This is a genomic window from Arthrobacter sp. 260, assembly GCF_013116745.1.
Lineage (GTDB): Bacteria > Actinomycetota > Actinomycetes > Actinomycetales > Micrococcaceae > Arthrobacter_D.
Window position 1 is genome coordinate 158,673 of the sequence record NZ_JABFOE010000010.1, and the last position, 7,702, is coordinate 166,374.

Consider the following 7,702-nt stretch of genomic DNA (forward strand, 5'->3'; position numbering starts at 1 on the left):
AAGCCGGGGTCGGAGACCTCTTTAGGCCTACTCCCCGAGGGAGTATGTAGGCGCTTGGTCTGTCGAATTTTTTGGGCGCCGCATCACACGGTCGCGGTTGGCATGGGACTGCCACTGCATTTTCACACGTCACTATGGCTGTGATTCTCCGTGCCCGGATCAATCGACAGATACAGGTACCAGTGCGACATTCACGATCCCACTCCAAGTCCCCCGCCACCCGCGGTTCCATCGCTGCCCGAACAGCCGGAATCGTCCTGGTGTCGACACTTGCTCTCACCGGCTGCACCTATCCGGGTGCAACAACCGGCAGTGTATTCGATTCCGCTGTGGTCGCTCCAGAGGCCGCCGCACCGGAGGCTGTAGCCCAAGCGCCAAAGAACTTCAGCGACAGCAGTACTCAGCTGTCCACCCCTGAACAACTGTCCACCCCTTCGAAGGCGACCATTAAGAGTCCCGTGCGACTCGACATCCCAGCGCCTACCGCTGATAAAGGTGGGGAGCTCAGGTCTCCGAAACCGACTGAGACCGCCCGCTCTTCCGATTCGGCACTAGCTGATGAGGTACGCCCGGACAAGCAACCGCTGGCCAGCGAAGCTGCGGTTGAACCCGGTCCTGAAGCCGACGTTGACAAGGCGCAGCCTGCTGACGCCGCCGACGAGGCGGCTTCGAAAGATCAGAGCCTCGCAACCGCCCCCGCGGACAGCGAAACACCTGTCCTGCCCGCCGTCGCAGCCTCATCCGATGCTGAACCGCGGGGCTGGGGATGGCGTGCACCCATTGACCGGCGCCCGAAACCGACACCACCAGTTGTGACTCCCGTCGAGCCGGTCAAACCGGTCGACCCACCCCAAGAACCCGTCGACCCCCCAGCAGAGCCGGTCAAACCGGTCGACCCACCCCAAGAACCAGTGGATCCCCCAGCGGAGCCGGTCGACCCGGTCGAACCCCCTGCAACGGAGCCACCGAGTGATCGTGCTGCACTGGTCACGGGCACCTACCAGCCCACCCAATCCACCACGGGAACCGTCGCCGGAACCACCCTCACGCCCTACAACACCAGCGGCGCCGACCTGGTAATCACCCAGGACGGCACCGTACTCGAAAACCTCGAGATCTTCGGCGACATCAAGATCCGCGCCAAGAATGTGGTCATCCGGAACAGCCTCCTGCGGGGCGGAAGCCACGCCCCGGGAAATGCGACAGGAATTGTCGACGCGACCTCCGCTGCGGTCTCCAACCTCGTGATTGAGGACAGCACCATCAAACCGGATCGCCCGCACCACTTCCGGGATGGCATTGTTGGCCACGATTACACAGCCAAGCGGAACCACATCTCCCACACCAACGACGGCCTCGGCATCTTCAATCGGCCAGGCGGCTCGACTGCCGCCAATGTCCTCGCCGAGGGAAACTACATCCACACCCTGACCTACTTCGACTGGTCGCCGTCCCACTCGGATGGAACCCATAACGACGGCATCCAGGTTCAGGGCGGGGAGAACATCAGGATTGTCGGCAACAATATTGATGCATCCTCAGTGGCGGGCGCTGGCAGCTCCAATGGACCCCGCGTCCCCCACGCAGGGATCGCCATCATGCTCCAGCAGAACGTGGCGAAGCTGGCCAATGTTGTGGTCGAACACAACTGGGTCGACAACGGCCAGACCAGCATCAACATCGCGAACGGCAAGTACCCGAACATCACTGTGACAGTGAGGGAAAACCATCTCGGACGAAACCAGTTGGACTACGGCAACGGAAGCAAGTACCCGATCCGTATCATCCAGCGGTCCGCAAGCACCGTTCACGGCCTGTCCACCAACCGCTGGGCTGACACCGGCGAGCTCCTCCGTGAGGGTGCAGATCTCGGTATCCGCTTCAACGGTTAATCCAGCCCGATCGGCAACTAGCTGAGACCGTGGACGTTGCCCGCCAGAGGATTCCTCTGGCGGGCAACTTCGTGTGCAGGCCACCCCACCCAGCCTGCGGGTATTCATCCCCGGGTGGGGACAGCGGTCAGGAGCTGAAGGTCTTCAGCTGTGTACAGTCCACTGATCCAGCGGTCATTCCCGTTCTGTTCGACATTTCCAGCTCGGAGTGTGACCTGCTGGGTTCCGGGTATCAGCGGAAAGTGTCGGGGCGTTTTGGACACCTGCCGAATGTGCAGCCCGGTTTGCAGCGCAGCCCAGTGGAGCCAGATGTCGTCAGCGGTGGGACTGACAACGGTGAATCGTGTGCCCAACCGCGCCAACGCGTCGAGCATCATCGGCGGGTAGATCACCCCCGACACTCCCAGTGCGAAATGGTCGCTGCGCGGTTCGGTGCTCCGGCACGGTAGCCACTGCGCATAGTCGGCAATGGTGTTATCCCCCGTCTTGACCCGGTTGGCCCAGTGGCAACTGATGTCGAGCGGATGGGCGAGGTAGGAGGCGTAGAGGGCGTGGAGCCAGCGGCGCGGGTACACAATGTCGTCGTCGGCAGTTACCAGGGGCAGGTGGTGCGCCTGCAGCGAGGCCACATAGGGGTAGTACTTCGTGTGGGGGCCAAGGTTCTCAGTGAGCCGGACCTCCAACCCCCTGGCCTGCAACCGGACCAGTTCACGCGGCAGGGCTCTGAAAGCTTCTGGATCGTCAAGCCAGAGGATCAGCCGACTCGGCTTCAGCGTGCCCCTCCCCACCGATTCGATTGCCAGGTGCACCCTGGAAACCCGCTGTCCATAACTAGTCAATGACACGACCACCGGCGCCGATCCGAGGACCGACGCCCTGCTGTACCGATTGCGTACCGACAGCAGCACCACCGAGCAACCAGCCCACAGTCGTTTCCCTCTTTTGCGAAGCCACCGGGCTGAAGCCCGTGCTCGCTTCTTCAATCCGATCATTAAGGCCCTTCCGCGCTTGCCACTGTGAGATCGTCAAACCGTGCCACCACCGGTGCGTTGGTTGAACCGCTGGAAATGTAGGTGGTAAGTCCTACCCCACCAGCTGACTGCAGTTGCGACGCCGAATCGGTCACCGACGCCAGCCAGGCCGATGGCTCCGGCTGCCCCACCCGCCACACCTTGGTCCTGAGCGTAGTCGGTGATGTACCGGTTGCCTCGAAGCGAATCGCGACGTCGTCTCCTGCCTGGTAGGTCAGGCCACTGACCTGGCGGGATATCAGGGTGGTGACAGTCGATCCGATCGCCCGGGTGATGTCCACTGCCACCGACCCGTTGGCGGCGACCTTCACCTTTGACCTGTACTCGCTGGTCCCGACCTGACGTCCCACGAGGGTTACAAAGGTTCCGCCGCTGTTCGCCACCTTGTCCAGGGAAAAATTCACGCGGGCATCAGCCGTTGTGGTGGCTACCGACGTTAGTCGGGCCCAGGGACCTGCACCCGCCCGATGGACGTTCATTGCGCCACTGCCCTGGTTCACTGAGAAGAACGAGTTGCTGTTGGTGGTCCAGGCTCCGCCCGCGTCGGCGGTTCCCCACCCGGAACTCACCGAGCGTTCAAACGCATCGGCAGCCGCGGCGCCCGGTGGAGGGGGTGGCGGCGGATCATCATCACCGGCCACGGTGATGCTCCGCGTGGTGGTGCCGGTCGCGCCGTCGTCGTCAGTCACCGTCAGCCTGATCGTGTAAGTGCCCGCCGCGTCGTAAGTGCGGCTTGCGGTTGGTCCGCTGGCGGTGGTTCCATCGCCGAAGTTCCACGCATACGACGCGATCGTCCCATCCGGATCAGCGGAGCCGGTTCCATTGACCCCGACGGACAGCCCGTTCACGGTCTGCGTGAACGACGCCGAGGGGCTCTGGTTTGCTGCCGGCGACGATCCCACCGGCACGTTCACCGTCACATAATCCGATCGGGCGACGTTCCCAAACGGGTCATAGGCTTCGATACGGTAGTCGTGTTGCCCCGCGGAGAGGCCCGTATCGGTGAACTCCAGCTGGGGCCGCTGCCAGAAGGTTGAGCCCCGGTCGACCACGTGCACCGGGGACGCGGCATTGCGGTCGCGGATAACCCGATAGGTGAGGTTCTCGTTGTCACGGTCCCAGTTCGCTGTCCAGCGAACCCGCACCGTGCCAGCTGACAGATAGGCGAGTGATGGGTTCATGTTGGCGCCGCTCACCCGCGGTCCGTCGTCGTTGGGCGCAATGCTGCTAACGGCGAATCTCACCAGACCCTGTTGCGGCCGGTTGTTGACGTTGCGGAATTCCCCCGCCATCACCACGTACTGTTCGTTGCCAGCCACTGCCCACGGCCCTTGGCTCTGCCCCGAAGCTGTGCCGGTATCCAGTTGGGGGAACCAGCTCAGGATGTTGGGTGTCGGTTGTCCAGTAAAACTGGGGTAGCCGTAGATGTCCCGGGTGGCCGTTCCAGTAACTGCCTTCGAAAAGGCGAGGGCACGCCACCAGGTGCGGGGTTCGGTTTGCGGGAATCCGCCGATGTTCCCACAGTAGTGGGCGTGACCGGCAGTGTAGACGGCGGTCGAGGAGGCCCAGATGCCGTAGGTGTCTCCATGGCAGTCCTCCACCCATTTCAGGCTGTGATTGGACCAGTTTCCGGCGAAGGCTCCCTCAAGATTGCCGCCCGTCCCGAAAATGTATCCGGTGCCGTAGAAGGATGTGCCGTCGGAGGACAGCGACAGGATGGCTGAGTCATTTCCTCCGTTCCGGATGACATCGTTGACTCCCAGCGATTGGGAGGCACCGGTGGTGGCGTTGACCCGCCCCAGTCCGTAGCCGGGGCGGTTCGAACCATTGAGCGTGGTGAAGGCTCCGCCGATCACCACGCTGCTCTGGTCGGGTGAAATTACCAGGGCATTGACCCGGTTGTTGGCGTTGGGATTCCAGGGCAGCAGGGCACCGTTGGAGGCCTGGACCGCAGCCAGGCGGCTGCGGGACGCGGTGCCAACGGAGCCGAAGGTGCCCCCGACGTACACGGTGCTGTTGGTTGCCGCCAGCGCCCGGACCGACCCACCGATCCGTGGATCGAAACTGCTGATCACCGCGCCGGTCGACGGGTCCAGCGCGACGATCCGTGACCGGTTCACTCCGCTGACCGAGGTGAAGTCCCCACCGACGTAAATGCGTGAGCCATCAGGTGGCGCAGTAATGGTCAGCGCCTGCCCGTTGAGGGTTGGAGCGAATCCGGTGAGCAATGCGCCGGTGGTGAGGTTGTAGGCCAGGATGTTGCGCCGTGTCACGGTCTGGGTATTCGGTGCCGCCCCCGACGGCCGGGCCGTCGAGAAGTTCCCCGCCACGTAGACGGTGTTCCCCACGACGACCTGTTGCCAGGCGACACCGTTGATTTGGGCCGTCGGCAACGGGTCCGAGGACACTGTGACCGGTGTCCTCGGGTTGCCGGGGTTCACCGGTGCGGTATCGCTTTGCGCCCCGGGCGCGACGAACACCATCAGTGAGATGGTCATCCCCAGAGCCGTGAGCACCGCGGCAACTTTCCGGGTCAAGGCCCGGCGCCGCCGTCGTGTTGCACTCAGTGGCCGGTCAGTGGCGGATAGTCCTCTGTCATTTTTCATGGCTACTTCGATTCATCATTCCAGCGCTACTCTGCGCTGGTATCGCGGACGAGGAGGTTGGTAAACCGTCCTGTGATCGGAGCGTTGGTGGATGAACCTGACACGTACGTCATCAGTCCCACGCCTCCGGGGACCTGCAGTTCGGCAGTGGAGTCGCTTGCGGTGACCTGCCAGGCCTCCGGTTCGGTTTCTCCCGCCTTCCACACTTTTGCACCGAGAGTAGTGGGCGAGGTCCCTGACACAGAGAACTTGATGGTCAGTTCATCACCCACCGCGTACGAGAGACCGTTGATCGTCCTGCTCTGGAGGGTGGTGACGGTGGAGCCGACCACCCGGGTCAGGTCAATGGCCACAGCCCCAGTAGCTGCCACTTTGACCTTGGTCCGGTATTCGCCTTCGACGCCCACCCGCCGTCCTGTGACCATGATGAAGGTGCCACCCCCATTGGCTACCTTGTCCAGGCTCACGTTCACCCGGGTTTCAGCAGTGGAGGAGGACACTTCATTCAGGTAGGCGAAGGGACCCGCACCCGCCCGGATCATTCTGATACTTGCTGTTCCGTCTGCGACCGAGAAGTACGACGGCGCTCCGTTCAGGGTCCAGTTTCCTCCGACGTCAGCGGCGCCCAGCCCGTTGGCGACAGTGCGTGCGAAGCTATCCTGCGCGAGGGGCTCGGCTGCGGGCGGTTCCTCCGGATCAACCGGTGGCGCCTCCACCACAACCTCGTCGGTGGTGCTGTGGGTCGCGCCGTCGTCGTCGGTCACCGTCAGAGTCACCGGATAGGTGCCGGCCGCCGCGTAGGTGTGGCTGGCCGTTGGCGTCGTTGCGGTGATGTCGTCCCCGAAATTCCAGAGGTAGCTGGCCACCGTGCCGTCGGAATCGGTGGACCCGGTTCCGTCCACGGTGAGCGCCAGCCCATCGGTCGACGAAGTGAAGGCCGCCACCGGTGCCACGTTTACCACCGGCGGATCCTCAGGATCCTCAGGATCCACCGGCGGAGCGGCGACGGTAACGCTTTCGGTGGTGCTGTGGGTCGCCCCATCATTGTCAGTGACAGTCAACGTCACCGAATAGGTGCCGGCCGCCGCGTAGGTGTGGCTGGCCGTTGGCGTCGTTGCGGTGATGTCGTCCCCGAAATTCCAGGCGTACCCAACAACAGAACCATCCGCATCCGAGGACTCACCACCATCAACCGACACCACCAACCCCTCCACCGACGACGTAAACGCCGCCACCGGAGCACCATTAGCCACCGGCGGATCCTCCGGATCCTCAGGATCGACCGGCGGCTGGCCCTGGCTGGTCACGTTCAACTCATCGAACTGGACCCGCACCGGAGCGTTGGTAGCAGACCCCGTCAGATACGACTGGATCCCCACCCCACCGGCAACCTGCAACGACGCGGTCGAGTCCTCCTCACTGAGCTGCCACGCAGCCGGCTCAGCACTGCCAGCCTTCCACGCCTTCGCATTCAACACCGTCGGCGACGTACCGGTAGCTTCCATCCGGACCACCACAGAATCCCCGAGCGCATAAGAGACACCCGTCAACACCTGCGACGCCAGCGTCACTTCCGAACCGTTGGCAAGCCGACTGATATACAACGTCAACGCACCATTACCGGCAACCTTCACCTTCGCCCGATAATCTCCGGCACCCGGAACCACCCGGCCCTGCAACGAAGCAAACACACCGCCACCGTTGGCCACCTTGTCCAGGGAAATCTCCACCGACGCATCAACCTCGTCAGAAGAAACCTCCCCGAGATAAGCGCTCGGACCCAGGCCAGCCCGGCTCAGATTCATCACACCCACCCCATCAGCGACCGAGAAGTACGACGCCGCACCATTGAGGCTCCACGCGCCACCGACATCAGCAGCACCCAAACCGGTGGCCAGCGAACGACCAAACGCGTCCCTCGCCACCACCCCATTGACCGGCGGCTCCTCAGGATCCTCAGGATCCACCGGCGGAGCCACCACAGTCACATCAGTACTCGTGCTGTGCGTCGCCCCATCATCATCAGTGACAGTCAACGTCACCGAATACGTCCCCGCCTCGGCATACGTCCACGACGACGTCACACCCGACCCCGACCCACCATCACCGAAATCCCACGCGTACCCAACAACAGAACCATCCGCATCCGAGGACTCACCACCATCAACCGACA

4 protein-coding genes are annotated in these 7,702 nt (G+C 63.1%); 1 reads left to right on the plus strand and 3 read right to left on the minus strand.

What is annotated here, in order from left to right:
- Positions 1 to 182 precede the first annotated feature (182 nt).
- A complete protein-coding gene (locus HMI57_RS12795) occupies positions 183 to 1,892 on the plus strand; it encodes a right-handed parallel beta-helix repeat-containing protein (protein WP_171586271.1) in 1,710 nt (569 codons plus the stop codon).
- 104 nt (positions 1,893 to 1,996) lie between these two features.
- Here the strand turns inward: HMI57_RS12795 and HMI57_RS12800 are convergent, their stop codons facing one another.
- The 3 genes from HMI57_RS12800 to HMI57_RS12810 form a co-directional block, all read right to left on the minus strand.
- Positions 1,997 to 2,731: a hypothetical protein gene (locus HMI57_RS12800; RefSeq protein ID WP_171586389.1), complete on the minus strand. Its 735-nt coding sequence runs from the start codon at positions 2,729 to 2,731 to the stop codon at positions 1,997 to 1,999.
- A 152-nt stretch (positions 2,732 to 2,883) separates the two neighbouring features.
- Positions 2,884 to 5,421 carry a PKD domain-containing protein gene (locus tag HMI57_RS12805; protein ID WP_216607435.1) on the minus strand — a complete coding sequence of 846 codons (2,538 nt, stop codon included), beginning with the start codon at positions 5,419 to 5,421 and terminating at the stop codon, positions 2,884 to 2,886.
- A gap of 134 nt (positions 5,422 to 5,555) precedes the next feature.
- Positions 5,556 to 7,702, minus strand: a 2,147-nt coding sequence (locus HMI57_RS12810) for a PKD domain-containing protein (RefSeq protein ID WP_171586391.1), incomplete at its 5' end; no start/stop codon positions are given.

What these genes read in the sequence shown, in the direction of transcription:
- HMI57_RS12805 (WP_216607435.1), bottom strand. Translation starts at nt 5,421, where the DNA reads ATGACCATCTCACTGATGGTGTTCGTCGCGCCCGGGGCGCAAAGCGAT.